The following is a 2,297-nucleotide window of genomic DNA, read 5'->3' as shown; positions in this document are numbered from 1 at the left end:
CCGCCGCCCGTCTGACGGCGGGGCCCGGGCAGCAGGCCCCAGGCCCGAGGTCAGACGGGCGGCAGCAGGTCGCTCTCGCTGACGGTGTACGTCAGCACGGGATAGCCGAAGTCCGTCTCCTGGTTCTCCCGGCGCCGCAGCCGGTAGAACGCGCGCCGCTGCTCCTCGTCGGCCGACACCAGGCGCTGCCCCTGCGGGAGGTGGGCCCGCCCGTCGCGAAACCGCAGGAGCGTCTTCGACGTTCGGAAGGTCACGCCCAACCACTGGTTCTCCGCCGCCCGGGCCGGCGCGTCCAGGACGATCCTGTGCCGCAGCCGCCGGTTCGCTTCGACGGAGAACGCGACGACGCTGTGGTGGGTGAGGGGCACCTCGAACGTCTCGCCGTCGGCCTCCTTCGCCTCGAAGACCAGCGTCCTCGGCGGGCCCGCCTCCGGCCGCTGGTAGCAGGAGAACACGGCGATGAACGACCCGTCGGCCAGGTCGAGGGCCTGGTCGGAATGGCCGCCCATGCGCGTGTAGGCGTTCGTGTAGCGCTCGATCAGCGCGTTGTTGAAGCCGACCACGCTCCCCGTACGGTCCTGGATCCGCCGCGCCAGCCGCTCGTGCACCGCCCGGAACCGCTGGGCCGGGCTGCCGTACCGCGTGGTGGTCCGGACGAGCGGCACGCCGCCCGCCTCGTCGACCCTGGTGAGCACGGCGCCCTGCCGGCCCTTCCCCACGTCCTCCCAACGCACCGACGCGGACAGCTCGTTGAAGAGATCCTCCGCGGCCGGCAGCGTGCACGACGTGATCGCGTCCGAGATCCTAGACCCGAGGGGCACGGTAGTCCCCCGCGTTCATGCTGAAGCGGAATCCGTCACCGTAGTCGATGAAGGACGAGCTCCTGTTCTCCTCGGCGTACCGGCTGCGCAGCTCGTCCATTCCCTCCGGTGTGGGCGGCTCCAGCTCCACCCGGTCTCCGGCCACCTTGAGGAAGGTCCGGCCGCCCTGGTGCACGGCCTCGGCGCTGGAGCAGCGCACCACGTACCCCAGCCGGGTCGGCAGCAGCTCGGCGTCCAGCGCCGAGGGCCGGATCTCGTGGGTGTACAGGCGGTTGGTGGACAGCGGCATGAAGAACACCGAGCCGGGATGGAGGGTCAGGGTGAACTGCGCGGGGAGCCCGTCGGATCCGCCGGCCGGGTCCTTGCGGCGGAAGCGGAGCCTGGTCAGCCCGCTGACGCCCTTCACCCCGTGATCGAAGGCGTCCTCGGCCAGCGGCTGCAGCCGGTCGAGCCCGTCGTAGAAGGTGCAGAAGGCCATGACGCCGTTGACGGGCATGTCCTTGGTCTTGTCCGCATGGGCCGAGATCCTGGCCTTGGACTGCCTGCGCTCCTCCGTGGCACGGGTGTTGTGGTAGATCTGGGCGAGGACGTGGTTCAGCGGTGCCTGGTCCCGGAAGACGGCGGCGGCCTCGCGGTTCAGCGCCTCGACGATCTCCGTGTCGGTCGGGCGGAAGTTCTCGGTCGGCCCCGAGAGGTTCGTGGAGCACCGGAGCAGACGGAAGTGCAGGTCGTCACCGTCCTCCGTGACGGGCGTCAGGTAGATCCCGCTGCGATGGGCCGTACCGGGCTTGGTGGACTCCGTCAGCGACTGGAACACGTGCTCCGCCCGGATCCGCCCGACGTGGTCGGCGCCGGGTTCGAAGAAGCGGCGGTAGTACACCCCGACGCCGTGCACGCGGACCGGGACCCGGCCGAGCCCGACGAGGGGCCAGGGGCCGTCCTCGCGGTACCCGTGCGACAGCTCCCGGACGACGAACACCCGGGCCGCCGCGCCCAGTCGGCGGCCGCTGATCGCGGACACGTCGCCGCAGAGGTAGACGGTCCGCCCCGCGAGGTCGGGCGCACCGGACGCAAGGTCCTCCGGCGTGACCGTGGCCCCGAAGAAGTCCTCGAGCACTCCGTCGTCCCGCACCGTCGACGGTGCGACCAGGATGTTCCCCCCGTCCTCGATGCGGGCTTCGGTCAGCTCTGTCGTGTTCATCAAGCGGCACCTGCCATCAACCGTGGGCATGGCAACGGCCCGCCTCCTGTCCCTCACGAGGTGAAGCGTGAACGACAGGAGACGGACCGTCGAACCCCGATGCTCTCACGGGTCCCGACGGCGGGCAACGGACATCCGCACCACCCGGACCACGGCCCGGACCCGCGGCCCGGGCCCCCGACGGGCACGCCCGCCGAAAGCCGGGATCATGGCAGCATGGTGCACCCGCACGGGCCGACGAGGGCCGCGATCGCGGCCGGCCTCGACCACCTGTC

Annotated in this window: 2 protein-coding genes; both read right to left on the bottom strand. The window is 71.4% G+C overall.

Going from position 1 to position 2,297, the window contains the following annotated elements; translation table 11 throughout:
- Positions 1-50: 50 nt before the first annotated feature.
- Positions 51-821, bottom strand: a complete 771-nt coding sequence (locus ABZW03_RS40010; protein ID WP_355269687.1) for an alpha-ketoglutarate-dependent dioxygenase AlkB — start codon at positions 819-821, stop codon at positions 51-53.
- On the bottom strand, positions 805-2,022 hold the full coding sequence (locus ABZW03_RS40005) for a hypothetical protein (RefSeq protein ID WP_355269685.1): 1,218 nt from the start codon (positions 2,020-2,022) through the stop codon (positions 805-807). Before ABZW03_RS40005 ends, ABZW03_RS40010 begins: the two co-directional genes overlap by 17 nt.
- Between the last annotated feature and the right edge of the window lie 275 nt (positions 2,023-2,297).

The organism is Kitasatospora sp. NPDC004799 (assembly GCF_040609095.1).
Taxonomy (GTDB): Bacteria; Actinomycetota; Actinomycetes; order Streptomycetales; family Streptomycetaceae; genus Kitasatospora.
Note: the sequence above shows the minus strand (reverse complement) of the source record. Positions and strands in the feature narration are given on the sequence as shown.

Excerpts from the sequence above, each read along its gene's own strand:
- ABZW03_RS40005 (WP_355269685.1), bottom strand. The coding sequence starts at position 2,022 with ATGAACACGACAGAGCTGACCGAAGCCCGCATCGAGGACGGGGGGAAC.